Below are 26,441 nucleotides of genomic sequence, written 5' to 3' on the forward strand. Positions count from 1 at the left end.
GCCGCCGTGTGTATGGATAGCAGGCGTCTTAGTCAAGATCGAAGTGTCGCAGAGAGAGGATATTTTGACGCAGGCACGCTTGACGCAGCAAAAAGCCGCCCGGGCCGGCGGCTTTCTGATGGGGGCGAATTGAGCTTACTTGTAGACCGCCGGCTGCAGCGGAATTTCCGGCGGCGGTTCGTAGCTCGCCTGGGCGCATCCGCCGAAGAGGTAGCGGCCACCGACGCGGACTTCATGGGCACTGAGGCCCTTGTCGCGGCCTGGACCGCCATTTTCGGCATAGCCGAACATGTTGCCGCCATCGATATGCAGGTAGCGGTAGCCGACATCGGCCTTGAAGTTGCAGGTCACGTCGACCGAGGCGCCGGCCATGAGGGCGTAAGTAAAGCGCCAGTTGCCCTTGCCGCCATGGGTGACCTGATCGTCGCAGAAGCTGCCGTCATCGGCGCAGGCGACGTTGCGCAGGTTCTTCCACTTGACGTAGGAGCCACCGATACCGGCGCCGACATAAGGCGTAACGTAGCCATAGGTGCCGAGATCGACATAGGCGTTGGCAAGCAGCGTATAAGCCGTCAGCGAAGAGCGGTCGCTCGAGGTGCAATCCACCAGCGGGAAGCCGCACTGCCCTGATGTCGAGCCCTTGAAATCAGCCTGCGTCAGATAGTCGAAGGTCAGATCGGTGCGCAGATAGCTGTTGACTTGATAACCGACACCGCCGCCGATCGTCCATGCGTCGTCGAGGTCAGCGTCGTCGAAATCGACCTCGGTGGCGTTGCTGCCCTGGAAATAGCGGGCGCCGCGCAGATCGGTGAAGGCATAGCCGACATCGCCGCGCAGGTACCAGCCGGTCGCTTCGCTGACCGCCACTTCGGGCGGCTGCTCCGGGATAGGCTCAGCGGGGGCGAGGTCCGCGGAATAGGCGTTTGTCGCGATCAACAATGCGGCGAAGATGCCGGACAAGCTTCTTTTCATGGATCCCACTCCAAAATCCGTTGGGTCGGCAGGCTTCAAGTCGCTGCCAAACTGATACGCTTCGGATGGATAATGAATGGGAAACGTTAAAAGCTGCTTAACCACGATTATTTACCGTAGATCTTGAAGCTTCAGGTAGAGGAAACATGGATTTCCGCGACAAGTCTTTGAAGAGAGGACCTGACGAGATGATTTGGCTGGATAACGCTCCAGCTCTTCCCGCAATCTTCGTCTGGCCGTGGTGATAAAATGGCGAAGGCGTAGTAAGTGTCGGCCTAACGAAGCACCGCTGCGGCGTGTCTCTGCACGCTGACGGCGGGTTTGGCGAGAACGCTACCACACTCTCCGTCTTCCCAGGCCTTGAGCCTGGGATCCATACGGCAGCTGCCGTGGACGCGGTGTGGATGCTCGGCTCAAGGCCGAGCAGGACGGAGTGTGGGGCAGGCAGAAGAACCTTCACAGCGCAGACGCTCGTGTCAGAGACGCCGTCCGCTAGCAAAACCAGACAATGCCAGTCCCCGCATGAACTGACTTGGTGAGGAGGGTGGGTTGATACTTGCGCTAGCTTTTCTGCCGTAGAGCAAAACAAACCGATCAGCCTTCAGAGGTGCCCCGCAGGGGCACCGAAGGACGAAGCGGTTGGCTGCGCACTCACCACAGCCATCCGAATTTTCGGATAGCGCCCCGGTGGCCGGCCTCGTCCTTCGAGGCCCCTGCGGGGCGCCTCAGGATGAGGGCGGAGAGAGGGACGTGCCCATCCTCCAACTATGTCGCGAAGCTTGCGGTCGAACTCGATCTGGCCTCAAAGAATCAGGCAGCAGTCCGCACGTTCGAGATCGTGCCGATCAGCTCGTTGACGATACGCTCGATCTGGGCGCGGTCGTCGCCCTCGGCCATGACGCGGATCAGCGGCTCGGTGCCCGAGGGGCGGATGACGAGGCGGCCGTTTTTGGCGAGTTCGGCTTCGGCATCGGCGATCGCTTTCTGCACCTGGATATCCTCCAGCGGCTTGCCGCCGCTGATGCGGACATTGCGCAGTAGCTGCGGCACCGGCTCGAAACGACGGCAGACCTCGCTGACGGTCCGGCCGGTCCGCTTGACCGCAGCCAGGATCTGCAACGCTGCGACCAGACCGTCGCCTGTCGTGCCGTAGTCCGACAGCACGATATGGCCCGACTGCTCGCCGCCGACATTGTAATTGTGCTGGCGCATGTGCTCGACGACATAGCGGTCGCCGACCCGCGTGCGGGCAAGCGCCATGCCGCGCTCGTCGAGGAAGCGCTCGAGGCCAAGATTGGACATCACGGTGGCGACGATACCGTTGCCGCGCAGCTGCTGGCTCTCGGCCCAGCTCTCGGCGATGACGGCCATCAGCTGGTCGCCGTCGACGATCGAGCCGTTTTCATCGACGATGATGACACGATCCGCATCGCCATCGAGCGCAATGCCGATATCGGCGCGAACTTCGTCGACCTTCTTCTGCAGCGCGACCGGGCTGGTGGAGCCGCAATTGAGATTGATGTTGGTGCCGTTCGGCTCGTTGCCGATGGTGACGACCTCGGCGCCGAGCTCCCAAAGCACGGCGGGCGCCACTTTGTAGGCGGCACCATTGGCGCAGTCGATGGCGATCCTCAGACCCTGCAGCGTCACGTCGCGCGGCAGCGTACGCTTGGCATGTTCGATATAGCGGTCATGCACGCCATCGACGCGCTTGGCGCGGCCGATATCGTCGGATTTGGCAAGCTGGGCGTTCAGGTCCTTTTCGAGCAGATCCTCGATCTCGGCTTCGAGGTCGTCGGAAAGCTTGTAACCATCAGGACCAAAGAGCTTGATGCCGTTATCCTCGTAAGGATTGTGCGAAGCCGAGATCATCACACCGATATCGCAGCGCAGCGAGCGCGTCAGCATGGCGACGGCAGGCGTCGGAATCGGGCCGAGAATAAAGGCATCGAGGCCGGCGGCCGTAAAGCCCGCGACCATGGCATTCTCAAGCATATAACCGGAAAGGCGCGTATCCTTGCCGATGACGACGCGGTGGCGGTGGTTGCCGCGGCGGAAGATCGTGCCGGCGGCAATGCCGACCCGCATGGCGAGATCCGGCGTCATCGGGAAGACATTGGATTGGCCGCGAATGCCGTCGGTTCCGAAATAGCGTCTCTTCATCTGCACTCCTGCGCTTTCCGCGCGCCATTCAAGGCAGCGCACCGTTCCAAGCGAATCCGCTTCCATGGAATGTCGTCAATCCCGCGTGATTCACGCTTGCCTCAATCCAGCGGAATGCCACAAAATGCGGCGATCGGCACGTAAATTAGCAAGAAAAATGATTATATCCCGTTACCAATAGAAAAGGCCGGATCTCCCGCTGGGGAAATCCGGCCTTCTTCAAGATGATGCCAGCCGCTCAATGCGGCTGCGGTTCGAGGCCGGCTTCCGGCTCGTCGCCCTTGGCGGCAGGCCGCGCGCCGGCCTTCGGAACGGCCGAGCCGCGGCTTGGCGGCGAATCATCGCCGAGATCACGCGACGGCTTCTCGCCGCGGATCAGCGCCTTGATCTCCTCACCGGTCAGCGTCTCGTATTCGAGCAGGCCTTCGGCAAGCGCAACGAATTCGTCGTGCTTGTCGGTCAGGATCGTCCGGGCCTGCGTATAGGCTTCGTCGATCAGGCGGCGCACTTCATTGTCGATCTTCTGCGCGGTTGCTTCCGAAACGTTCTTCGACTGCGAAACCGAGTGTCCGAGGAACACTTCCTGCTGGTTCTCGCCATAGGCGACCTGACCGAGCTGGTCGGAGAAGCCCCATTGCGTGACCATGGCGCGGGCAAGCTTGGTCGCCTGCTCGATGTCGGAGGAGGCACCCGAGGTGATGTTCTCCTTGCCGAAGGTGAGTTCTTCGGCGACACGGCCGCCCATCATGATGCAGAGGCGCGACACCATCCACTTGTAGCTCATCGAGTAGCGATCGCCCTCGGGAAGCTGCATGACCATGCCGAGCGCACGGCCGCGCGGAATGATCGTCGCCTTGTGCAGCGGATCGGCGACGGCGACATTCAGCGCGGTGATGGCGTGACCGGCCTCATGGTAAGCGGTGAGCTTCTTTTCCGCCTCGGTCATGGCCGACGAACGGCGCTCGGCGCCCATCATGATCTTGTCCTTGGCGTCTTCGAATTCCTGCATGGTGACGACGCGCTTGTTGCGGCGGGCGGCCATCAGGGCAGCTTCGTTGACGAGGTTCATCAGATCGGCGCCGGAAAAACCGGGCGTGCCGCGGGCAAGAACCTTGAGATCGACATTCGGCGCCAGCGGAACGTTGCGGGCATGCACCTTGAGGATACGCTCGCGGCCGACGATATCGGGGTTCGGCACGACGACCTGACGGTCGAAACGGCCGGGACGCAGCAGCGCCGGGTCGAGCACGTCGGGACGGTTGGTGGCGGCAATCAGGATCACACCTTCATTCGCCTCGAAGCCATCCATCTCGACCAGCAGCTGGTTCAGCGTCTGTTCGCGTTCGTCATTGCCGCCACCGAGACCGGCGCCGCGATGACGGCCGACGGCATCGATTTCGTCGATGAAGATGATGCAGGGCGCGTTCTTCTTCGCCTGCTCGAACATATCGCGCACACGGCTAGCGCCGACGCCGACGAACATTTCGACGAAGTCGGAACCGGAGATGGTGAAGAAGGGCACGTTGGCTTCGCCGGCAACCGAGCGGGCGAGCAGCGTCTTGCCGGTGCCCGGAGGGCCGACGAGCAGCACACCGCGCGGGATCTTGCCGCCGAGACGCTGGAACTTCTGCGGATCCCGCAGGAATTCGACGATTTCTTCGAGATCCTGCTTGGCCTCGTCGACACCGGCGACGTCTTCGAAGGTTACACGGCCATGCGCTTCGGTGAGCAGCTTGGCCTTCGACTTGCCGAAGCCCATCGCGCCGCGCGAGCCGCCCTGCATCTGCCGCATGAAGAACAGCCAGACACCGAGGATGAGCAGCATCGGCAGCAGCGTTCCGAGGTAGCTCAGAAAGCCGGAGGACCCATCGGTCTCCGGACGCGCAGTGACAGCAACGTTTTTGGCCTGCAGGCGGTCGAGCAAGCTGTCGTCGATGACGGGCGAATAGGTCTGGAAGTTATTGTTATTCTCCAGATAGGTTCCGCTCAGCCGATTGCCGGTGACCACGACATCCTTCACGCGGCCCGCATCGACCTCACGCAGGAACTGCGAATAAGGGATTTCGCGGGAGCCCGTCTGCGCCGGCGCCGTCTGAAACATACTGAAAAGGGCGATCAGCAGAAGCGCTATGATCGCCCACAAGGCGAAGTTACGTAAGTTAGGGTTCATTGAACTCCCCAGCACTGGAACAGCCGCCTCATGGCGACCGTCTTATTCGTTTCTAACATAGGGTTGCGCCGTGCGATTGCCAAGGCGATCCCCCAGGTCAGATGGTTTTTCCGTCAATACTTCTTAAAGGCGGCCTCGCATAGGGCGCCGTCGCGAAAACCGCCGAAAGCCTGTTGGCAAAGATGAAATCAAATCGTGTCAAAAAGCGGTCGAAGGGTGCGAAATAAGGCATTAGGTCGATCGGCGGCGTGGATTCCGGAGATAGAGAGGCTTTCTCGACGGATAAAGTTGGCGCGGAGGCGACGGCGCGTTTCCATGCGGCCTTGGGCAGGTCCCGCATATTCCTCCTCATTCCTGTGCTTGTCACAGGAATCCAGCCACCGCGCGTCCGCGCGGTGATTGACTCCGTCCAGCTCGAAGTGTCTTCCGCGCCCAAGGACTTGGGCGCGCTGGATTCCTGTGACAAGCACAGGAATGAGGGGGAGTGTGTAGCGGCGGTTTCGATTGCAATTGGAGCTGCCGACCCGTTGCGCGCCCAAAACCTCCCATCCCACACCCCCGCCTCTCCCGGCTTCACCACCAGCGGCAATATCCCCCGGCTCTCGCGCGTGAGATAAAGCCCGTCCCGCCTGAGGTCGAACACCACCCTCCCCGCGGTCATCCGCCCCGGCTCCTCACCGGTGGCAAAGGAGAGAAGGCGCTCCATCTGCGCCCTCCCCGGCGCGAACGGCTGTCCGCCGAAAACGGCCGTCAGCCGGCCGAGCGCATAGTCGAGAACGGCGCGATCCTGCCGCAACCCGTCAGGCATCACCTGCCCGAGCAGGCCGCCGTGAAGCCTGAAATGACGATCCAGCCATTCCGCTCCCTCGGCCGAAAGAGCCAGTCGCTCGTCCCAGATGGCACGAATATTCCTCTCGGCACCCGCATCGGCCGAAAGTTGCCGCCGAATTCGCACGCGCTCGTATTTCACATCTTCGTTGCTCGGATCGTCGATCCAACCTGCGCCCCGCTCTCTGAGGAAAGCGCGGATATCGGCCCGGCTGGAAAAGAGAAGCGGCCGCAAGATCCAGAAACGCCGGTTGAAGAGCACCGCATCGGCAATGCCTGATGAAACCTGGTCTGTTCGCACGCCGCGCATGGCAAGTGTTTCGCGCTGGTCGTCGTATGTGTGTCCGGTGACGATGAGATCGGCGCCAAACGTTTCCGCCGCTTCGGCGAGCAGGCCGTAACGCGCCTCGCGGGCCGCGGCCATGATGCCGGTTTTCGGCTTGCCGCCCTGCCAGCTCATGATGGCGTGGGCAATGCCGAGCGACGTGCAGAGGGCGGCGACCTCACGCGCCTCGTCTGCGGAGCCGGCGCGCAACGCGTGGTCGACGGTCGCAGCGCATAGGGAGATTTTGAGATGCGGCGCGGCCTTCACGGCTTCATTGAGAAGGAGAAGCAGGCCGGTGGAATCGCTGCCGCCCGATATCGCGACAAGAATGCGTGCTGGGCTTTGAAGCAGCGTGAGAAACTGGAGGATCGCCTCTCGCGGCGATCGGGCTTCCGGAGACATGCCGGAAGACCTTAGCAGGCGAGGCGCTTCTGTTCGCTCGCAACCTTGCTTATGACGGCACGCGAAGCCTTCGGATAACGCTTCGAAACCTCGCGCAGCGTCGCACAGGCCGTCTCGGTATTGTCGAGCGCGGCCAGCGACATGCCGAGTTTCAGCAGCATCTCAGGTGCCTTTTCGGATGTGCCGTATTTCTGATGCGCATTGAGGAAGGTTTTGGCCGCCTCATTGTACTTGCCCTGCGAATAGAGCGCTTCGCCGAGCCAGAAATTGGCGTCCGCAGCCCGCGCGCTGCTCGGGTAGCGGGTGATGTACTGGGTGAATTCCTGTTCGGCCGTGCTGTAATCGCCTGATAAGACGTGACCATAGGCCGACTTGTATTGGTCCGCCTCACCGCCGAGCGAGGCGGTTTGCTGCGGCGCGCCGGGATTGGCATTGGGGATAGGGCCGGAGCCCACTCCCGCATTTGCATCGACGGTTCCGCCGACCGGATTGCCGTTCTGATCGAAATCGATCGAACCGAGCTCCTTCGGCGGCTGGCCGAGGCCGCTATTGCCAAGCACGTTGGTGGAGGGAGCCGTTTCGGCTCCCTGCGGTGCTTGGATCACCCTGGCAACGTCATCGCCGCCGGACGCTGCCGGAGCGGTATCGGTCTCGCTCTTTTTGACAGGGGCTTTGGCACCACCGCCGCTGGCACCCGTCTTTTCCAACTGCTGGAAGCGGAATTCATTGTCTTCCTGCTGCTTGCGGATCGTCTCCTGCATCTGCAGCAGCTGGAAGCTCATCTCCTCGATCCGGCCGTTCAGCTGCCGCAACTGCTCTTCGAGCTGCTGCACGCGAACCTCGGCATCGCCGCTCTGCACCTTGACAACAGGCGGCGCCGACTGGTTTTCCGCCGACCGGCCGCCGAGATGCAGCCCAAAGAACGAGGCAGAATAGGCCGCCCGTTCGCTCCCGGTCACAGCCGCGAGGCACAGCATGCCTGCTACGACAAGTTTCTTCATATGTATCGTCCTGTCCCAATGATTCTTCGCACCTCGATGGCACGAACAGGAGATTTTTCCAATTGCTTTCAAAAAGCAACGGAGTCTGGCCAAAGTGTGGTCAAAAAGAAAGGCGGCCCCCGAGAGGACCGCCTTCCGAAAGCCAACTGAATCGGCAGATTACATGCCAGCGCCGCCGAGAACCGTGACCGCGCGGCGGTTCTGCGACCAGCAGGAAATATCGTCGCAGACGGCGACCGGACGTTCTTTGCCGTAGGAAATCGTCTTCAGGCGCTGCGCCGGGACGCCGCGCGAAGCGAGATAATCCTTGGCGGCAGCTGCACGGCGGGCACCGAGCGCGAGGTTGTATTCGCGCGTACCGCGTTCGTCGGCATGGCCTTCGACGGTGATCTGGTAGTTCGGGTAGCGGCCGAGCCACTGCGCCTGACGATCGAGCGTCTGCGAAGCATCGGCGCGGATCGACGAGGAGTCGGTATCGAAGAAGATGCGGTCGCCGACATTGACCGTGAAGTCCTGGGCCGAGCCCGGCGTTGCCGCACCGCCGCCAAGGCCGATATCGCCGGCGCTGTTCGGCATGCCGCCGTTCTTCTTCGCGCAGCTCGCAAGCGCGAGGCCGGCGACAAGCGCGATCATGACGGGGTTGCGGGCGAAATTCTGCATGCGGCTCATTGCCGGGGTATGAATTCGGCTCATGGCCGGTCTCCTTGCGGGTTCATCAGGGTTTCCGGACAGTAACCGCACTCGGTTAACCGCCCCTCAAAAATCATGGTTAACGAATTACTGATTTGTCCCTTGGTCGCTCGATTCCATGACTTTGGGACGACATGAAGGCAGCAGCGCATCGCCTACTCCATAAGCGGCGACCAGGCCGGGTCGGAACCGTAGCTCGGCGTCTTCACAAGCTGCTCGTTATAACCGGTAAGATCGATCGAATAGAGCTGCGGGCCGCCTGAGCCTGCCGCCTGGCGGAAGAACATCAGCACGCGGCCGTTTGGTGCCCAGGTCGGGCCCTCATTGTGGAAGCCGGTCGTCAGAATGCGCTCGCCCGAACCATCCGGTTTCATCACGCCGATCGAAAACTTGCCGCCGGCCTGCTTGGTGAAGGCGATGAGATCGCCGCGCGGCGACCAGACCGGTGTCGAATAGGAGCCGTCACCGAAGGAAATACGGGTCTGGCCGGAACCATCGGCGTTCATCACATAGATCTGCGGCTTGCCGCCGCGGTCGCTTTCAAAGCTGACGCGCGTGCCATCGGGCGAATAGGAAGGCGACGTGTCGATCGCAGCCGTCGAGGTCAGGCGCGTCGTCGTGCGTGAGCGCAGGTCCATCGTATAGATGTTGGAGTTGGCGTCCTGCTGCAGGCTCATGATCACCTTCTGGCCATCCGGCGAAAAGCGCGGCGAGAAGGTCATGCCGGGAAAATTGCCGACCACCTCACGCTGCCCGGTTTCGAGCTGCAGCAAATAGACCCGCGGCTGCTGGTTGGCGAAGGACATGTAGGTGACTTCCTGCCGGCTCGGCGAGAAGCGCGGCGTCAGCACCAGATCGCTGCCATCCGTCAGCATCCGCACATTGAAGCCGTCCTGGTCCATGATCGCGAGCTGACGCTTGCGCTGCTGCTTGGTGCCGGATTCAGAGACGAAGACGACACGGGTATCGAAATAACCCTCCTCACCGGTGATCTGCTTGTAGATCGCATCGGCGATGATGTGGGCCACACGCCGCCAGTTCTCCGGCTGCGTATAGAACTGCTGACCGGTCATCTGCTGCCCGGCGAACGGGTCCCAGAGCCGGAATTCGGCGCGAAGGCGGCCATCCGCTTCCTTGGTAACCCGGCCGGTAACCAGTGCCTGCGCATTGATGACCTTCCAGTCCTCGAAGCGCGGCGAAGCGTCGGGATTAGAAATCTTCTCGATGAAGGCGGTTTTGTTGATGGGTGCGAAGAGACCGGACCGCTGCAAGTCGGCGGCTATGACTTGCGAAACCTGCGCGCCCATGTCGCCCTGGAAGTCCGTCACAGCAATCGGCATCGGCTGGACGTTGCCTTTTCGGATGTCGAGAGTAACCAGCGCATTGGCCGGCGTCGCAAAGACGGCAGCGGTCATTAGACCGGCTGCGACCAAAATGGCGCGAAAAAAGGAATACTTTGTCATACCAAACAGCCTTTCAGCATCTATGGAGTCGGATCGCCGGAGTCGAAGTGCAGGGCGACTTCGTTCCAAGATTCGTATTTTTCTTTTGGGAGCATCGGGAATGGTGACGAGCGCCGTACCGCCCGGAGAGCCGCAGCCGACAGGCTTTTTCGAGCAGCTTCGCTGCCGCCCGAAGCTGCTACCTCGGGTGAACCAACGATTGCCCCGTTCTTGTCAAGCCGCAGATGAATGGTGATCACCACTCTGCCGCCCGTCGCCTGCCCGGGAGGAACATTGAAGGAGGAAGCGATTGCGGCCTGTAAATCTATGGCTGACCTCTCGGAGGCCGCTGCGTCGGCCGACTGTGCCAGCACCTCAGGCGCACCAGCCAGAATCGCTCCGAGCACGATGCCGGCTGCAAAAGACTTGTTGCCATGGGACAGATCCGTCAGCATCTAGATTCCCATAGAGCTCGGATCGAAATTCAGGTCGAATTCATTCCAAGCCTCATACTTGTCCTTCGGAAGCATTGAGAAGGGGGCAGATTTCATAACAGCTCTGTAGGCCCCGCCTTCCAACGCACGGCGTGTGGCATCGCTGCCACTGCCGCCCGATGACTCGACCTCCGGCTGACCAATAATATTGCCATCCCTGTCGAGTTTCATATGCACCTTGATGACCATGCCGGAAAGGCCTTCCATCCCCGGGGTGACAAGCCAATTGCCCTCGATCAAGCCGCGCACCGCATCTTCTTCGCTCTGGCTGAGCTTGGAACCACCATTGCTCTTCTTCGCACCCAGCGATGCCTCCTGCGTCGAGCGCTTGGCGCCGCCCGCGGAAGGATCGGTCTTGTTCAGCAAGATCGAAATCTCGTCGGCATTGAAATCGCTCTTCATCGATGAAGCGGATTTCGCCGTTTCCTGCTTCTTGTCCGCCTTCTTCTTGTCCGTCGGCACGTCGGCGGTCTTCGGCTGATCCGGGGTCTTTTCCGGCGGCTTTTCGGCCGGCTTCTGCGGTTCCGGCGGCTTCACCTGCGGTTTGGCGACTGGAGTCGGCACATTGTCCGGCAGCGCCTCGGCGTCCGGCTTCGGCGGTTCCTCGGGCTTAGCCTGCTCTTCCGGCGGTTTTTCCTCGGGCTTCGGCGGCGTCACCTCGACGGGCTTCGGCGGCGGAATGGAAGCGACTTCCTTCGGCTGCTCGACTTCCGTTTCCTCCTTGACGATGTCCTTGACATCATTCGGCTTCGGATCGGTCTTCGGCAGCGGCTTTTCGCTCGAATTCGCCGCGGCGGCTTCGCTATTACTGGGCTTGGCGTTCGGGACCGGCGGCGTCTTCAGGTCGACATTGTTGTCGCCGGCGTTCTCGGCCGGCTGCGCAATCGGCGGACGTGTCGTCGGCACGGGCGCGGAAGTCTCCTTCTTCGGAGCCTTCTTGTCGCCCTGCTGCATCTGGGTAATGGATTCCACCGGCACGAGATCGACCGGCATCGCCTCGAAATCCTCTACCTTGAAAGATTCCGGAGCGCTGAGCGATACCATCGCCCAGGTAAGCACCAGACAGTGCAGAACAGCAGATGTGACGACGCTGGTCTTCATCTTGAACGCTATTGGTCCTTCTTCTGCTGCGTCACGAGGCCGATATTCTTGAAGCCTGCGCCCTGAATACGGGCCATGACGTCGGCGATGACGCCGTAGGGCGCTGTCGCATCGCCGCGCACGAAGATCCGTTCGTTGTAGCCGGTGGTGGCGATCGCCTCGAGCTTGGCGGCGATCTCGGCGGCCGGGATCGGCGTTTCCTGCAGGAACACTTCGCCGTCGTTCTTGACGGAGATGGTGATCGGCTGCGTCTCGGAATTCAGCGCCTTGGCCTGCGTTTCCGGCAGGTCGATCGGCACGCCGACGGTCATCATCGGTGCGGCGACCATGAAGATGATCAAAAGCACAAGCATGACGTCGACGAGCGGCGTCACGTTGATTTCTGAAATCACGGCCTTGTTCCGACCGCCGCGACGGCGGCGTCCGCCGCCCCCGCCGCCATTGCCTCCAACAGCCATACCCATGTCAGTATACTCCGCTGGTTACTGAGCTGCAGCGCGTGGCTGCAGCTTCTCGTCGATCTGGCGCGAAAGTATGGCGGAGAATTCATCCGCGAAACCTTCCATGCGGCCCGAGAGCTTGCCGGCATCGGCAGAGAACTTGTTGTAGGCGATAACCGCCGGAATAGCGGCGACGAGGCCGATGGCGGTGGCAAGCAGCGCTTCGGCGATACCGGGCGCGACGACGGCAAGGTTGGTCGACTTCGAACCGGCGATCGCCTGGAACGAGGTCATGATGCCGACGACCGTGCCGAAGAGGCCGATGAACGGACCAGCCGAACCGATCGTCGCCAGCGATCCGAGGCGAGCGCCGAGAAATTCCGATTCGCGTGACAGCGTCACGTCCATCGCCCGGTCGATACGCATCTGCAGGCCGATCGGCGAACGGGCGCCGCGCTCGAAGGATTTCTTCCATTCGCGCATGGCGGCCACGAAAATCGCCGCGAGACCAGTATTGTTGCGTTCCGACAGCGAGCGGTAGAGTTCTTCCAGCGACTGGCCGGACCAGAAGACCTGCTCGAACTTGTCGAACTGGCGCCGTGCGCGGCCATAGGCCAGGTATTTGTCGATGACGATCGCCCAGGTCCATACCGAGGCTGCGATAAGCCCGAGCATAACGAGCTTGACGACGATGCCGGCCTGCATGAAAAGCGACCAGAGGCTGACGTCCGTCGTTGCTGCTGCCAATCCTACTTGTTCCATTGATCCAAAATCCCCGAATCCAAACGCCCGGTGCTGGACCGGGCGGCACAAATTGATCTCGCAAGAAGTGTCCGGTGGCCGCCGCCCAAAGCCCTGGTCAAGCTTCCAAGCTCATCTTCCGCCTTCTTGCCGTCAAATTTGGTCAAAGGAAGGCGTGCGCCGCACAAACTCCGACTTTCCCAGTAAGACACTATTATGGTTAATAGATCGTTAGTGCCGGACTGTGACAGTAAGCCTGTGTTTGGAAGATTTCGTTCCATGGTTTACTTGACCGGAGCAAGATCCGGCTGCCGAAAGAGCGCTCATCCTGCGGCGCAGGAATTCCTTCACATAAAACTCAAGTTTTGACAAGCCTGAATTCCGGGCGATTCGCGGCTATAGCGGCATGCTGCTTTCCAGGAATTTCGCCGCCAGCGTTTCCGGTAGCCGCCGCGGCCGCCCCCTGGCGTTGATGACGGCAATGATCACTTTGGCTGATATGAGCAGCGTTTCGCCCGAGCGGATCTGCTGATTGAGGACCATCTTGGCGCCGCCGGCTTTTTCCGTGTGGGTCAGGATCGTCAGCACGTCGTCCATGCGCGCCGGGCTCTTGAAATCGATCTCCATGCGGTGGACGACGAAGACGAGCCCCTCTTCGTCGGCACTGACGAGTTCGCGCTGCTCCACGCCGAGGCAGCGCAGATAATCGGTGCGGCCGCGCTCGAGGAAATGCAGATAGCGGGCGTGGTAGACCAGACCGGAGAAGTCGGTATCTTCATAATAGACCCGTTGCACGAGCCGGTGACCGGCCTCCGTCAGCTCTCCCGAAATGGAAAAAGGGCGCTCCGTCATAATTTTCTCCAAACTGCGGTGCCCTCTTTGGCGCAACGCTTGCCCACAGGCAAGCATTGAATGACCGGCAGGCAGGCATTGAATGCCCACCCGATAGGCATTGAATGATTGTCATAATTCCTAACTATCCCCGATATCGAGCGACAGATCAGGAGACGATGTGATGAAGATTGCGGTTATGGGCGGAGACGGTTTCATTGGCTGGCCAACCTCGCTGCATCTCTCCGACGCCGGGCACGACATTCATATTCTCGACAATCTCTCACGCCGCTGGATCGACACGGAACTTGGCGTTCAGTCGCTGACCCCGATGGATTCGATCCAGGAGCGCACTCGCATCTGGCATGCCGAAACCGGGCGCCGCATCCACTTCAATCTGATCGATCTCGCCAAGGACTACGAACTGCTGAAGAACTGGCTTTCCGAACACCGCCCGGATGCCGTCATCCATTTCGCCGAGCAGCGGGCCGCACCCTATTCGATGAAAAGCGACCGCCACAAGAATTACACAGTCAACAACAATGTCAGCGCCACGCACAACCTCTTGAACGCGTTGACCGAGCTCAACCTCGACGCCCATCTCATCCATCTCGGCACCATGGGCGTCTACGGCTATTCGACTGTGGGCGCGGCGATCCCCGAAGGTTACCTGCCGGTCGGCATCGAAACCGCGGCCGGCGAGACGGTCAGCCAGGAGATCCTCTACCCCTCCAATCCCGGCTCGATCTACCACATGACCAAGTGCCTGGATCAGCTTCTCTTCCAGTTCTACGCGAAGAACGACGGGTTGAGGATCACCGACCTGCACCAGGGCATCGTCTGGGGCACGCATACCGAGCAGACGCGCCGCCATGCGCAGCTGATCAACCGTTTCGATTACGACGGCGATTACGGCACTGTGCTGAACCGCTTCCTCATCCAGGCGGCGATCGGCTATCCGCTGACGGTGCACGGCACCGGCGGCCAGACCCGCGCCTTCATCCATATCCAGGATTCGGTGCGCTGCATCGAGCTGGCTCTGAGGAATCCGCCGCCCCGTGGCGCGCGCGTCGAAATCTTTAATCAGATGACGGAAACCCACCGGGTGCGCGACCTCGCCCAGATGATCGCGGGCATCAGCGGCGCCGACATCGCCTGGCTGCCCAACCCGCGCAAGGAAGCCGCCGAGAACGAGCTGATCGTTGAAAACGAGAAATTCCGCAATCTCGGCCTCGAACCGATCACACTGGAAACAGGCCTGCTCGGCGAGATCGTCGACGTCGCGAAAAAATTCGCCTATCGCGTCGACCGCGCGCGCGTCCCGGCCATCTCCGCCTGGACCAAGGATATCGCCGCGACAATCAACCACGATCCGGAAGGCAAGCGGCTGAAGTCGGTGTCATGAGTGAGGGCGAGTTCGCGTTGGAAGGCGCATCCGCGCCGTGAATAACTCTTATCGACTGCTAAAAAAGTCTCCGGCGCCCAAGGACTTGGGCGCGCTGGTTTCTTGTGACGAGCACAGGAATGAGGGAGCATATCGAGGCGGCGGAATCCGATGAACCGTTCGTCTTTGTTTGCTTACGTCACCCTCGTCACCAATGCCGACTACGCCATGGGCGCCACCGCCCTCGCCCACTCCCTGCGTCGCACCGGCAGCACCGCCGACATCGTCGTCCTCCACACCGGCGGCGTCGATGCGGCCGCCCTCGCTCCGCTCAAGACCCTCGGCTGCCGGCTGATTGAAGTCGAGCACCTGCCGCTGTCTGCCGCCTTCAACGAGCGCCACGCCCGCAGCCATCTCCATTCGGCAGCCCCTTTCACCAAGGGCCGCAAGCCGGATTTCCATTCGCCGCTCGACAATTTCTGCAAGCTCAGGCTGTGGCAGCTCGTCGAATACGAGCGCTGCGTCTTTATCGACGCCGACGCGCTGGTGCTGAAGAACGTCGACAGGCTTTTCCTCTATCCGGAATTCTCAGCTGCGCCCAATGTCTATGAAAGCCTTGCCGACTTCCGCCGCATGAACTCCGGCGTCTTCATCGCCTCTCCCTCGCATGAGACATTCCGGCACATGCTCGAAAGCCTTGACAGGCCGGACACCTTCTGGCGGCGCACCGATCAGACCTTTCTCGAGACCTTCTTCCCGGATTGGCACGGCCTGCCGGTTTATTTCAACATGCTGCAATATGTATGGTTCACCATGCCGGAGCTTTGGGACTGGAAGAGCATTTCGATCCTGCACTACCAGTATGAAAAACCGTGGGAAAAGAATCATCCCAAGGCAGCGCGGCTACAACCTTTGATCGACTTGTGGCACCGTTTCCACGACAATGGCGAGGTGCCCGAGATCGCGGCGCTGGACAATCCGGAAGGGGCAGCATGAAGGTACTGGTATCTGGCGGAACGGGTCTCGTCGGCCGCTATGTCGTCGAGGAACTTCTGACCGCCGGCTATCAGGTGATCGTCGGCGGACGCCGTGCGCCGCCGCCCCGCCTCTTCTCCCGCCCGGTTGAGTTCGCCGCGCTTTCGCTCGATCCCGACAAGGATCAGATCGACATTTTCGACGACGCCTATTTTTTCGTTCACGCCGCCTTCAGCCATATCACGGGCAAATACCGCGGCGGCGAAGGCGACGATCCGAAGAGTTTCCACAGTCTGAATCTCGACGGCACCGTCCGGCTTTTCGACGCCGCCAAACGCGCCGGCACGCGCCGCTGCGTCTTCCTCTCCAGCCGTGCCGCCTATGGCGAACATCCTGCTGGAACCGAGCTCGCGGAAACGATGCTGGCCAAGCCCGAAGCGCTCTACGGCCAGGTCAAACTCGATGCCGAACGCGCGCTGGCCCACCTCTCCACGCCGGGTTTTGCCGGCGTGAGCCTGAGGGCGACCGGCATCTATGGCGAGCTCTCGCCCAACAAATGGGACGGCCTCATCGCCGATTATCTCGCCGGCCGCCCGGTTGCTTCGCGAGTGGGAACGGAGGTTCACGGCCGCGACCTCGGGCGTGCGGTACGGCTGATGCTGGAGACGGAAAGCACCCGCATCTCCGGTGAGGTCTTCAACGTCTCGGACATATCGGTCGACACGCGCGATATCCTTTCGCCTATCCGGCGCGAGACCGGCTGTCGGCACGTGCTGCCGCCCCCCGCCGACAGGATGGCGCTCAATCCCATGAGTACGGCGAAAATCCGCGCGCTCGGCTGGATGCCGGGCGGAGCCGCGCTGTTCGAAGAGACGATGCGCCGGCTCGCCGCGGTGCACCCGAGGCCTCGGGAACACAGGTCCACACAAGTCTGACGTGGCAGGATAGGCCGAATTGCAATCGGGGACCCGAATTATCGGGGGATTGTCTATGCAGGTCGCAACCACGTCTGCCTCCATCATCTTGCGCGGCACTTCGACGGCAGCCATATCCGCCGCCTTAGACGAGACCGATCAGGGTGTGCTGAAACTGCAGCGCAGCACCCAGACGCTGCAGCAGATGCGCCAGACCTCGGCGAATTCCGAGGACGAAACCAAGACGAAGGCGCAACGCAAGCTGGAAGAGGCAAAGCAGCAGTTGGAGATGCTGCGCAGCTCCAACATGCCGCCCGAGGTGGTCGCCCGTCTGGCCGCCGAACTGGCGCGCAAGGTCGGTACCGCCGCCTCCGAATTCGCATCATCGGTTGCGACCAGCAGCCCGGCAGCAGTCGCCTCGGTGGACGCAACCACGGATGCAGCGGCCGCCGCGACGAGCGCGACTGAGGCTGCATTGACGGATGCCTCCGGAATAACCGCGGCCGAAGCGACCGGATCGCAGGAACCAGTCGACGCCGCCCAGGCCCGCGAGGCCTACCAGAGCACGGCCGAGGACGCGCCAAAATTCTCGGGGATCTCGGCCGATGATCGAGATACGATGGAAGAGTTCAAGGCGGTCGTGCGCGAACTTAAGCAATTGCTCGAAAAGGCGATGCACGACCTGCAGCAGCAGAACCGGCAGGCCGGGGCGAATGCCGCTGCCGATATGGCAGGTTTCTCCATCGGCACAGCGACAATCCCGACAAGTATCGTCGTCTGACCTTCGGCCGCATCCCCGGCAAGACGTGAAACGGGCGCAGCGCTGTCGCATCCGGCATTTGCATCGAGCACCCAGCCGTCTATGCTCGCTTGAACCTTTCCTATCCGGCGGATCGAATGACCGTGAAAGAACTGAAAACGCAGCTGCGCAACGAACGACTGTCGGCGCGCGACTCCCTTTGCCCTGAGAAGCGTGCTTCCAAAAGCCTTGCAATGGCCGATCATGCCGGCGAGGCGGTTGGTTTTGCGCTGGGAACGATTGTCTCCGGCTTCCTGCCGATCCGTTCGGAAGCCGATCTCAGGCCGCTGATGGCACGCTTTGCCCTGCGCGGTGCGCGGCTCTGCGTGCCGGCGATCCTCGACCGGCAGACCATCGTCTTTCGCGAACTGGCAGAGGGTGCACCGCTTGTCGATACCGGTTTCGGCACGGTCGGCCCTGGCGACGATGCCGCCATTCTTGATCCGGAAATCATGCTGGTGCCGCTTTCAGCCTTCGATGCCCGCGGCCACCGCATCGGCTACGGCGCCGGCCATTACGACCGCGCCATCAGCCGGCTGAGGCAAAAAGGCCTGCATCCGAAGCTGATCGGCATTGCATTCGACTGCCAGGAAGTGGCACATGTGCCGGACGAGCCGCATGACATAAGCCTGGATGCCATCCTGACAGAAAGCGGCCTTCGCTTTTTTGCCTCTTGGATTGGATAGGGAATGCGGCTGCTTTTTCTGGGTGACATGGTCGGCAAGACGGGACGCACGGCGGTGTGGGACCGCCTTCCCGGCCTGATCTCCGACCTCAAGCTCGATTTCGTCGTTGTCAACGGCGAGAATGCCGCCGGCGGCTTCGGCATCACCGAGGACATCTTTCTGGAAACGATTAATGCCGGCGCCGACGTGGTGACGACGGGCAATCACGTCTGGGACCAGAAGGAAGCCGTGGCTTTTGCCGGGCGGCACGATCAATTCCTGCGACCGGCCAACTATCCGCAAGGCACGCCCGGCCGCGGCTCCGGACTGTTCTATGCCAGGAACGGCGCACGCGTGCTCGTCGCCAATGTCATGGGCCGGGTCTTCATGCATCCGGAACTCGACGATCCCTTCAAATCGGCGGAGATGATCCTCGACGCCTGCCCGCTGAAGGAGCAGGCCGATGCGATCATCTTCGATTTTCACGCGGAAGCGACCAGCGAGAAGCAGTGCTTCGGCCATTTCGTCGACGGCCGCGCCAGTTTCGTCGTCGGCACCCACACGCATGTGCCGACGGCCGACGCGCAGATCCTGAACGGCGGCACCGCCTATATGTCCGATGCCGGCATGTGCGGCGATTACGACTCCTCCCTCGGCATGGATAAGGAAGAGCCGCTCAACCGCTTCATCTCCAAGATGCCGAAGGGCCGCATGGAAGCGGCGAGCGGCCCGGCGACGATCTGCGGCGTCGGTGTGGAAATTTCGGACAGCACAGGCCTGGCCGAAAAGATCGCGCCGCTCCGGCTCGGACCGCGGCTGGCCGAGACGGTGCCGGAGTTCTGGCGCTAGTCTACCCGGTGCAAGGCGCGCCCAACACGCAATCGTGAGCATCCCTGGTCTGGACCGCTGCGACCTCATGCCGCATCCTCCCGCCGCCAATTCAAAGTGGTAGAGCGCCGGAGGGCTGGCATGAAGCCGCAATACCTCGTCCTCGCTATCGCATGCCTTGCGTCCTTCGCCGCGGCAAGTCCTGCCGGAGCGCAGGAACAGCGAACGCCCGTCAGCCAGTGCCAGGCGATCGCTGAGACTATCCCGAAGGTAACCTTCGCCAACTTTTCCCGCGCCGCGCCGCTGACGCCGGCCGTTTCCGAGGGCGAAGAGGTCAAATTCACCTTCCTCGGCCATTCCACCTTCGAGATCGACACTCCCGGCGGCATCGTCATCGCGACAGACTATAACGGCTGGTACAGGCCGGCGACGATGCCCGATGTCGTGACCATGAACAAGGCGCACCCGACCCACTACACGCTGACGCCCGATCCCGAGATCAAGCATGTGCTGCATGGATGGAGCGACGTTCCAGGCGAAAAGGCCGATGTCGATCTCGTCGTCGGCGATGCCTATATCCGCAATGTGCCTACGGATATCCGCTTCAGCTACGGCCTCGGCGGCTCGCAGGAGAACGGCAATTCGATCTTCATTTTCGAAATTGCCGGCCTCTGCATCGGCCATCTCGGCCACCTGCACTACGAATTGACGGATGCCCACTATAGCGAGATCGGCCGCCTCGACGTCGTCATGGTTCCGGTCGATGGCGGCCTGACGATGGGCGCCGACAGCATGAGCCGCGTCATCAAGCGGCTGCGCTCGTCGTTGATTTTGCCGATGCACCGGCGCGGCCCGCCGGTCGAAGCCTTCGTCTCGATGTTCGGCAAGGATTTCGACGTCGCCAATGCGCCTGATGACAGTATCACCGTCTCCATGCGCACGCTGCCGAAGAAGCCCCTGATCTATGTGCTGAAGGGTGTGCAGTAGAAGGCCCGGCAGTCTGCTCCGGGCCGTGACGCGTCAGGCGAAGTGCAGATTGCGCTTGATGCCGACGTCGGGCAACTTGTCGTCATCGAGATTGGCCTTGGCGATCTCCCAGCCGAATTTCAGCGTGTTGCCTGTGGAAACCCAGATCTCGGCATCGTCGACATGGAGGGAAAGCATGGTGAGCTTCGGATCCTTCTTGCCGCCGTCATACCAGGCCGCGACGATCGAACTCCAATACTCCTCGATCTTGGCGGGGTCGGGACGCACGTCGATCATGCCGGAAAGGCAGGCGTGATAGTCGTGATCCTTGCCGATGACGCAGAAATGCGCGCGGCTGCCGGCCTTGATGGCGCGCACGATGTCGGCATCGGCCTTGGTGTAGAACCAGATTGTGTTGGTGGTGGGATCGGCATGCGGCGCCATCGGCTGCATGTGCATATCCAGCCCCGAAATTCCGAGCATGCCGGCATGGACAGCGTTGACCTGATCCCAGAGCTGACGTGCTGGCTGTTCCTGCGCATCGCTGAGACTTGCCATGACCGTTCCTTTCCGTTGGATGGAGTTCTTGAAACGTCATCCCCTCGCCTTTGTTCCCCGCAGAGGCAGCGGGACGACGCCGCCTTTTCAGCGTGCGGGAATATGCGATAGTGCGCCTGAACGAGAAAAGATCACCATGCGAACAAAACATTCGATCCTGGTTTTGATTTTTTGCGCAGCTTTTGCGCCAACAGTCATTGCGGCAGAAAAGACCTTCAAGCCCGACGAGAACGGCCAAGTCGTCTTCGTCACCCCCACAAGGAATATCGGCTGTGTCTATACGCCAAAGGGCGGCGTCGAAATGTATGTTCCCGAAGACGGCGGTCCGGAGCTTGCCTGCGAACGCAAAGAGCCGCTCTACGTCCGCCTCATCCTGTCGGCAAGCGGCAAGGCCTTTATCTTCGAGATGGAAGGCGATACCGCCTGCTGCAGCGATGACCATATTCTCGACTATGGCGATAGCTGGACGGGTGGGCCCTATTCCTGCACCTCCGGCACGGAGGGGCTGCGTTGCCGACGCCGGGACGGACATGGTTTCTTGGCCAGCCGCAAGCGATTGACGGTTGACTGAGACGGGCGGCGGGCCTGCGCATCGTGCGGCAAATCCACCGCTTTTTCCTTGAACGGGTGCCGTTTCGCTCTTATAAGGCGGCCCATTCCGAACAATGAGACGTGAACAGGGGTGCCATGGCTGGCCATTCACAGTTTAAAAACATCATGCACCGCAAGGGCCGTCAGGATGCCGTGCGGTCGAAAATGTTCTCCAAGCTTGCGCGCGAAATCACCGTAGCCGCCAAGGCCGGCCTGCCCGACCCGATGATGAACGCCCGTCTTCGCCTGGCAATCCAGAACGCCAAGGCCCAGTCCATGCCGAAGGACAATATCGACCGCGCCATCAAGAAGGCAGCCGGCGCCGACGGCGAAAACTACGATGAAGTCCGCTATGAGGGTTACGGCCCCGGCGGCACGGCGATCATCGTCGAAGCCCTGACCGACAACCGCAACCGCACCGCCTCCAACGTCCGCTCGATCTTCACCAAGGCCGGCGGAGCGCTTGGCGAAACCGGTTCGGTCTCCTTCTCCTTCGACCATGTCGGCGAAATCACCTACAAGCTTTCCGTCGGCGATGCCGACAAGATGATGGAAGCCGCGATCGAAGCCGGCGCCGACGATGTCGAGACCGACGAGGAAGGCCACTACATCACCTGCGGTTTCGAAGCCCTCGGCGAAGTGGCGAAAGCGCTGGAAGCAAGCCTCGGCGAAGCCGAAACCGTCAAGGCCGTCTGGCGCGCCCAGAACAACGTGCCGGTGGACGAGGAAAAGGCCCAGTCGCTGATGAAGCTCATCGACAGCCTGGAAGACGATGACGACGTGCAGAACGTCTATTCCAACTTCGAGGTCTCGGAAGAAGTACTGGCCAAGCTCTCGGCCTGATTCTCCTCAATCGATCGCCCATGGAAAACCCGGCCGTGACGCCGGGTTTTTTGTGCCGAGCTGCGCCTTTGCGGATCTATGCCGCGGCGCGCATGAAGCTTCCCAAGCCCGCAAAGAGTTCCACCGATCTCAGCCGCGTCTCGATGCCATGGATCGGCATCGAGATAATCACCTCGTCGGCCTGCGTTTCCTTGAGAAACTCCGTCAGTTTCGCCTCCGCCGTCTTCGGCGACCCGACCACGGCGTAACGCAGCGTATGCTCGACGTTCATCTTCTCCATCGGCGACCAGAAGTTTTTCATATCGGCCACCGGGCGCGGGAACGGGCCGCGGACATTGCGGCGCAGGTTGACGAATTGCTGCTCGGCGGAGGTGAAATGGTAGCGTGCCTCCTCGTCCGTATCGGCCACCGCGCCCATGACGCCGACCATCACATAGGGCTTGTCGAGCGTCGCCGAGGGCTGGAAGCGGTCACGGTAGATCGCGATCGCATCGAGCAGCATGTCGGGCGCGAAATGCGAGGCGAAGGCATAGGGAAGCCCGAGCATGGCGGCAAGCTGGGCGCTGTAGAGGCTGGAACCGAGCAGCCAGATCGGAATATGCGAACCGTTGCCGGGAACGGCGAGGATCGCCTGGTTCTCGACCGGCGTGCCGAGCAACTGCTGCAGTTCGACCACGTCGTTCGGAAAGCTGTTGGCGCCGGCCTCGAGGTTGCGCCGCAGTGCCTGTGCCGTGCGCATGTCCGTTCCCGGCGCGCGCCCGAGACCGAGATCGACGCGCCCGGGGAAGAGCGCCTCGAGCGTGCCGAATTGCTCGGCGATGACAAGCGGCGAATGATTGGGCAGCATGATGCCGCCGGAGCCGATGCGGATGCTTTTCGTCGCCGCCCCGACATGACCGATGACGACTGATGTGGCCGCACTGGCGATCCCCGGCATGCCGTGATGCTCGGCGAGCCAGAAGCGCTTGTAACCGAATTCCTCGGCCTTGCGCGCCATCCGCGCAGAGCTCTCGAGAGACTGGCTAACGGTGCTGCCGTCGGCAATGGGGGAAAGGTCGAGTATGGAGAAGGGAACCATGGGAAACCTGCCGGGCAAGTGAAAGATGCAGCCTATGTAGGTTCGCCCCCGCGCCATTCCAAACCATGTGCGCAATCAAAAGGGCCGCGCGAGCGCGACCCTTTTGATTGCAATACTGGAACCGATGTCTACCGGTGACGGCGCAGCACATGCACCTCGGCGCTCGGCGTGTGGTGGTCAGGCGGCAACGTGAAATTGCCGAGCTGGCGGTCCATTTCCAGGGCTTCCGTCGCCAGCCTGTGGATCGCCGCCGTCGTCTCCTCGACCATCGAGGCATTCTGCTGCGTCATTGCGTCGAGCTCGGCGACGGCGCTGTTGATCTCCCGCAATGTATTGGCTTCCTCGCGCGTCGCACCCATGATGTCGTTGATCTGTGCGTTGATCGCCTCGACACGGGCACCGATGCCGGTCAGCGCAACGCCCGCTTTTTCCACAAGCGACACGCCGCTTTCGACCTCATGCGTCGATTTCTGCAGCAGGCTGGAGATCTCCTTTGCCGCACTCGACGAGCGCTGGGCAAGTTCGCGCACTTCCATGGCGACAACGGCGAAGCCCTTGCCCGATTCACCGGCACGCGCCGCCTCGACGCCGGCATTGAGCGCCAGGAGGTTGGTCTGGAAGGCGATGTCGTCGATGACCGAGATGATCGTGTTGATCTGGCGCGAGGAGGTCTGGATGGCCTCCATCGCTGCGATCGTCTCGCGCATGATCTCGCCGGAGCCGGTCGTCTCCTTCTTGGCGTCGCGGGCGATACGCTCGGCCTGTTCGGCCCGCTCGATCTGTTGGCGGACGGACTGGGTGATGGCGCTGATCGCATTCGCCGTCTCGGTGATCGAGCCGGCCTGGCGCTCGGTGCGGCCGGCAAGCTCGTCGGCGCCGGTGCGCATCTCCTCGGAGCCGGCACGCACCGCCATCGAGTTGCCGCCGATGGCCGTCATGGTTTCGCTGAGAGTCGCCAGCGCTTCGTTGAAATTGATGCGCAGGCTTTCGAGCTCGTTCGGGAAGCGCCGATCGATCTGATAGGCGAGATCGCCGCTCGCCAGATGATGCAGGCCTTCATCGATCGCCTCGACCACCTGCTGCAGCGTCTTCGCCTCGGCCTCGCGCTCAGCCAGATTCTGCTGGCGGTCGCGATCGGCCTGCAGGCGTGTCTCTTCGCTGGCGACCTCGAGTTCGCGGCTTTCGATCAGCGACTGCCGGAAACGGGCGAGCGCATTCGCCATCGTGCCGATCTCGTCTTTGCGGTTCAGGCTGCCGATCTCGCTATCGAGCTTGCCGTCGGCAACGTCGCGGGTGACGCCGGCAAGCCGCGCAAGCGGCGAAAACAGGAAATTGGTGACGAGGCCGGTCGCCACCGCCATGACGACGAGCACGCCGATGCCGATCATCGTCAGCAGCGTGGCGATCTCGATCGAGCCAGCATTGAGCTCGCTCAAGAGCACGCTTTCGACGACGAGAAAGCGGTCACCGCGGTAGTCGATGCCGCGGACATAGGCGCGGGCCGGCCCGTCCGTCCTGTCGAAATCGGCCACCGACATCGCCGAACTGGCAAGCGCGTCCTTGATGAAGGTGAATGGGGTCGCATCGAGCGTCGCAAGCTTGCCGCTCGCGTCGAGCCCGACTGCCGAGCCATCACCGGAGACGATCGCCGCCCGCGCCGTGCTGTCCTGGACGATGCCCTTGCCGAGGATGCTGGTGACGATGTCGTCGCGCACCTTGAAGAGGAAAATGCCCTTGGCCGCCCCGAGCTTGACGATCGGCACGGCATAAAAGATCGCCGAATCGCCGCTGGCGGCATCGACGCGAAGGCCGGAAAAGCCCGTCGGTGCGGCATCATCGGTCGCCTTGGCGGTATTCTCGATCGCCTTGGCGAAGGCGATGCCGGCGCCGGTTGCCTTCCAGGCGTCCGACTTCAAGTTTTCGGCGAAGTCGTCCTGCTTCTTGTAGGAATAAAGCACGGTGCCGTCGAGATCGGCGATCAACAGGTCGCTGAAGGCGGTATCCTCGAGATCGCGGGCGACCTCGCCCTGCGTCTTCTCATGGTTCGAATAATAAAAGCCGCTCGGCCCTTCCGGCTTCATCAGCTTCTCGCGCTGGTCGGCCGGGTTGGGATTGCCCGCGATGAAAACCTTCTTCAATTCGGCGCGGGCATCGCCCGAGGTCTTCTCGATCGTCTTCCAGCCGCTCTTCAGGCTGGTGATCGACATCTGCAGCGCTTCGATGCGTGCGATGGAATTTGCCTGGTTTTCAAGCTGCGTCAGTTGGTCCTGCAGCATGTCGCCGCGAAAGATCAGCACGCTCTGCTTGGCCTTCAGCGCCTCCTCGTCGGAGATCCGGCTGCTGGCGAAATAGGCAAGCACGTCGATCACGGCAATCGACAGCACGGTCAGCAGAATGAATGTGGCAATGACCTTGAAGGACAGGGACTGAAATCTCTGAGCCATGTACGACGAACCCCCTCTGACACACCTGCCGGCGTGGGCACGCAGCGCATGCCTGATCGACTGATCTTTGAACAGAACATCGGGGGGCTTATCTCCTTGCGACACGAGACCCCCTTCGTATTTGACACTAGAATTCAAGCATCTGTTTTAATTCGCGGTAAATGGAGCGTCTTAAATCCGAGAATGTTTTTGTTTTGTTCACATATCGATGGCAGTTATTTCGCAGTCGCTCTAGGTTGAACCATGCAAAATACGATTCGCATCATCGGCATCGATCCCGGCCTTCGCCGCACCGGCTGGGGAATTATCGACACGCTGGGCAATTCCCTGCGATTTGTCGCCTCCGGCACAGTGACCTCCGATGGAGACATGGACCTCGCCTCTCGCCTCTGCCAGTTGCATGACGGCCTGGCGGAGGTCGTCCACGCTTACAAGCCGGATGAAGCCGCTGTCGAACAGACCTTCGTCAACACGGATGCGGTGGCGACCCTCAAGCTCGGCCAGGCCCGCGGGATCGCCATGCTGGTGCCGGCGCGCGCCGGGCTGCACGTCTCAGAATACGCCCCGAATGCCGTGAAGAAGGCCGTCATCGGCGTCGGCCACGGCGAAAAACGTCAGATTCACATGATGCTGAAGATCCTGATGCCGAAGGTCGAATTCAAGGGCGACGACGCCGCCGACGCGCTGGCGATCGCCATCTGCCATGCGCATAATCGCGGCAGCAACCGGATGCGGCAGGCATTGGCCGGCTAATCTGTTCTTGACTTGTTCCGGAGGTAAGGATAATTCTTACTTT

Annotated in this window: 25 protein-coding genes; 10 read left to right on the plus strand and 15 right to left on the minus strand. The window is 61.5% G+C overall.

The annotated features are described in order from the left end of the window. Positions 1–135 precede the first annotated feature (135 nt). The 12 genes from BBJ66_RS25575 to ybgC all read right to left on the minus strand — a co-directional run bounded on the left by BBJ66_RS25575 (position 136) and on the right by ybgC (position 13,621). Positions 136–972 (minus strand): outer membrane protein, encoded by an 837-nt coding sequence (locus BBJ66_RS25575; protein WP_049735714.1) that lies wholly within the window; start codon positions 970–972, stop codon positions 136–138. Positions 973–1,782: 810 nt separating this feature from the next. Continuing rightward, positions 1,783–3,135, minus strand: a complete 1,353-nt coding sequence (gene glmM / locus BBJ66_RS25580) for a phosphoglucosamine mutase (protein ID WP_003582103.1) — start codon at positions 3,133–3,135, stop codon at positions 1,783–1,785. Positions 3,136–3,373: 238 nt separating this feature from the next. Then, complete coding sequence (ftsH, locus tag BBJ66_RS25585) at positions 3,374–5,305, minus strand: ATP-dependent zinc metalloprotease FtsH (RefSeq protein WP_003590353.1); 1,932 nt, start codon at positions 5,303–5,305, stop codon at positions 3,374–3,376. A 97-nt stretch (positions 5,306–5,402) separates the two neighbouring features. After that, positions 5,403–6,860, minus strand: coding sequence for a tRNA lysidine(34) synthetase TilS (gene tilS / locus BBJ66_RS25590; RefSeq protein WP_071090741.1), 1,458 nt, complete (start codon positions 6,858–6,860; stop codon positions 5,403–5,405). An 11-nt stretch (positions 6,861–6,871) separates the two neighbouring features. Beyond that, positions 6,872–7,861: a tol-pal system protein YbgF gene (gene ybgF, locus BBJ66_RS25595; RefSeq protein WP_071090744.1), complete on the minus strand. Its 990-nt coding sequence runs from the start codon at positions 7,859–7,861 to the stop codon at positions 6,872–6,874. A gap of 159 nt (positions 7,862–8,020) precedes the next feature. Beyond that, positions 8,021–8,554: a peptidoglycan-associated lipoprotein Pal gene (gene pal, locus BBJ66_RS25600; RefSeq protein ID WP_071090747.1), complete on the minus strand. Its 534-nt coding sequence runs from the start codon at positions 8,552–8,554 to the stop codon at positions 8,021–8,023. 152 nt (positions 8,555–8,706) lie between these two features. Beyond that, positions 8,707–10,014 (minus strand): Tol-Pal system beta propeller repeat protein TolB, encoded by a 1,308-nt coding sequence (gene tolB / locus BBJ66_RS25605; RefSeq protein WP_071090750.1) that lies wholly within the window; start codon positions 10,012–10,014, stop codon positions 8,707–8,709. Between the two features lie 20 nt (positions 10,015–10,034). Beyond that, positions 10,035–10,448, minus strand: coding sequence for a TonB C-terminal domain-containing protein (locus BBJ66_RS25610; RefSeq protein ID WP_071090753.1), 414 nt, complete (start codon positions 10,446–10,448; stop codon positions 10,035–10,037). Further along, on the minus strand, positions 10,449–11,588 hold the full coding sequence (locus tag BBJ66_RS25615) for a hypothetical protein (RefSeq protein ID WP_049734599.1): 1,140 nt from the start codon (positions 11,586–11,588) through the stop codon (positions 10,449–10,451). It lies immediately after the preceding gene. 8 nt (positions 11,589–11,596) lie between these two features. Continuing rightward, positions 11,597–12,052: a protein TolR gene (gene tolR / locus BBJ66_RS25620; RefSeq protein WP_003566333.1), complete on the minus strand. Its 456-nt coding sequence runs from the start codon at positions 12,050–12,052 to the stop codon at positions 11,597–11,599. An 18-nt stretch (positions 12,053–12,070) separates the two neighbouring features. After that, positions 12,071–12,790, minus strand: a complete 720-nt coding sequence (tolQ, locus tag BBJ66_RS25625; protein WP_003582115.1) for a protein TolQ — start codon at positions 12,788–12,790, stop codon at positions 12,071–12,073. A 375-nt stretch (positions 12,791–13,165) separates the two neighbouring features. Continuing rightward, positions 13,166–13,621: a tol-pal system-associated acyl-CoA thioesterase gene (gene ybgC / locus BBJ66_RS25630; protein WP_071090756.1), complete on the minus strand. Its 456-nt coding sequence runs from the start codon at positions 13,619–13,621 to the stop codon at positions 13,166–13,168. 163 nt (positions 13,622–13,784) lie between these two features. Here ybgC and BBJ66_RS25635 point away from each other — a divergent pair, with 163 nt between their 5' ends. From BBJ66_RS25635 to BBJ66_RS25665, 7 genes are all read left to right on the plus strand, one after another. Next, positions 13,785–15,005, plus strand: a complete 1,221-nt coding sequence (locus BBJ66_RS25635; protein ID WP_071090759.1) for an NAD-dependent epimerase/dehydratase family protein — start codon at positions 13,785–13,787, stop codon at positions 15,003–15,005. A gap of 150 nt (positions 15,006–15,155) precedes the next feature. After that, a complete protein-coding gene (locus tag BBJ66_RS25640; protein ID WP_071090761.1) occupies positions 15,156–15,980 on the plus strand; it encodes a glycosyltransferase in 825 nt (274 codons plus the stop codon). After that, positions 15,977–16,894 carry an NAD-dependent epimerase/dehydratase family protein gene (locus BBJ66_RS25645; RefSeq protein WP_049734603.1) on the plus strand — a complete coding sequence of 306 codons (918 nt, stop codon included), beginning with the start codon at positions 15,977–15,979 and terminating at the stop codon, positions 16,892–16,894. Before BBJ66_RS25640 ends, BBJ66_RS25645 begins: the two co-directional genes overlap by 4 nt. A gap of 55 nt (positions 16,895–16,949) precedes the next feature. Continuing rightward, positions 16,950–17,654: a hypothetical protein gene (locus BBJ66_RS25650; RefSeq protein WP_049734604.1), complete on the plus strand. Its 705-nt coding sequence runs from the start codon at positions 16,950–16,952 to the stop codon at positions 17,652–17,654. A gap of 116 nt (positions 17,655–17,770) precedes the next feature. Next, positions 17,771–18,358 (plus strand): 5-formyltetrahydrofolate cyclo-ligase, encoded by a 588-nt coding sequence (locus BBJ66_RS25655; protein ID WP_071090764.1) that lies wholly within the window; start codon positions 17,771–17,773, stop codon positions 18,356–18,358. A 3-nt stretch (positions 18,359–18,361) separates the two neighbouring features. After that, complete coding sequence (locus BBJ66_RS25660; protein WP_049734606.1) at positions 18,362–19,186, plus strand: TIGR00282 family metallophosphoesterase; 825 nt, start codon at positions 18,362–18,364, stop codon at positions 19,184–19,186. A gap of 120 nt (positions 19,187–19,306) precedes the next feature. Beyond that, positions 19,307–20,152, plus strand: coding sequence for an MBL fold metallo-hydrolase (locus BBJ66_RS25665; protein WP_071090767.1), 846 nt, complete (start codon positions 19,307–19,309; stop codon positions 20,150–20,152). A 33-nt stretch (positions 20,153–20,185) separates the two neighbouring features. Here the strand turns inward: BBJ66_RS25665 and BBJ66_RS25670 are convergent, their stop codons facing one another. Then, the gene (locus tag BBJ66_RS25670; protein ID WP_071090770.1) at positions 20,186–20,689 is read right to left on the minus strand and encodes a pyridoxamine 5'-phosphate oxidase family protein; all 504 of its coding nucleotides are present in this window, start codon (positions 20,687–20,689) and stop codon (positions 20,186–20,188) included. Between the two features lie 136 nt (positions 20,690–20,825). On the opposite strand from BBJ66_RS25670, the gene BBJ66_RS25675 reads away from it, so the two are divergent. Together BBJ66_RS25675 and BBJ66_RS25680 are read left to right on the plus strand one after the other, a co-directional pair. After that, positions 20,826–21,260 (plus strand): DUF6636 domain-containing protein, encoded by a 435-nt coding sequence (locus tag BBJ66_RS25675; protein WP_049734609.1) that lies wholly within the window; start codon positions 20,826–20,828, stop codon positions 21,258–21,260. A 116-nt stretch (positions 21,261–21,376) separates the two neighbouring features. After that, positions 21,377–22,123, plus strand: coding sequence for a YebC/PmpR family DNA-binding transcriptional regulator (locus BBJ66_RS25680; protein ID WP_049734610.1), 747 nt, complete (start codon positions 21,377–21,379; stop codon positions 22,121–22,123). 76 nt (positions 22,124–22,199) lie between these two features. Here the strand turns inward: BBJ66_RS25680 and BBJ66_RS25685 are convergent, their stop codons facing one another. Together BBJ66_RS25685 and BBJ66_RS25690 are read right to left on the minus strand one after the other, a co-directional pair. Further along, entirely contained in the window at positions 22,200–23,201 is a 1,002-nt protein-coding gene (locus tag BBJ66_RS25685; RefSeq protein WP_071090773.1) for an LLM class flavin-dependent oxidoreductase, read from the minus strand. Between the two features lie 128 nt (positions 23,202–23,329). Continuing rightward, entirely contained in the window at positions 23,330–25,645 is a 2,316-nt protein-coding gene (locus BBJ66_RS25690; RefSeq protein ID WP_071090776.1) for a methyl-accepting chemotaxis protein, read from the minus strand. A gap of 243 nt (positions 25,646–25,888) precedes the next feature. On the opposite strand from BBJ66_RS25690, the gene ruvC reads away from it, so the two are divergent. Next, positions 25,889–26,398: a crossover junction endodeoxyribonuclease RuvC gene (gene ruvC / locus BBJ66_RS25695; protein WP_071090779.1), complete on the plus strand. Its 510-nt coding sequence runs from the start codon at positions 25,889–25,891 to the stop codon at positions 26,396–26,398. Positions 26,399–26,441: the final 43 nt, after the last annotated feature.

This window comes from Rhizobium sp. RSm-3 (assembly GCF_001854685.1).
GTDB classification, from domain to species: Bacteria; Pseudomonadota; Alphaproteobacteria; order Rhizobiales; family Rhizobiaceae; genus Rhizobium; species Rhizobium ecuadorense.